The 365-nt window shown below is 35.1% G+C and carries 2 pseudogenes; one reads left to right on the top strand and one right to left on the bottom strand.

Going from position 1 to position 365, the window contains the following annotated elements:
• Window positions 1-166 (top strand): annotated as a pseudogene (locus tag SB775_RS27885) (argininosuccinate lyase); the annotation flags it as partial.
• Window positions 167-289: 123 nt separating this feature from the next.
• Here the strand turns inward: SB775_RS27885 and SB775_RS27880 are convergent.
• Window positions 290-365 (bottom strand): annotated as a pseudogene (locus tag SB775_RS27880) (ProA domain protein); the annotation flags it as partial.

Below are 365 nucleotides of genomic sequence, written 5' to 3'. Positions count from 1 at the left end.
AGATGTACCACTTGAAACGTATAAAGAAATGAGTCCGTTATTTGAAGAAGATTTATATGAAGTTCTTTCACCTTATGCAGCTGTAAAGCGTCGTAACAGTGCTGGTGGGACAGGATTTGAGCAAATTGAAAAAGCTTTGGAGAAAGCGAAGGGGTTAGCAATATAGTTTGTTGGAAGTTAAATGATATATGATATAGAAGGTAAGGTGCTTTTTTAGAAAGTACCTTACCTTTTTGTATGGATTTAATTAAGCCTAGAACAATATGTTCTAGGCTTAAAGCTTCATTGATTAATCATACTTGTGTCGATCTTCCGTAATCCGAATGTATTCAATATCCATTAAATCTCGAAGCAATGCACCGTGA

The organism is Peribacillus sp. SIMBA_075 (genome assembly GCF_046534585.1).
Note: the sequence above shows the minus strand (reverse complement) of the source record. Positions and strands in the feature narration are given on the sequence as shown.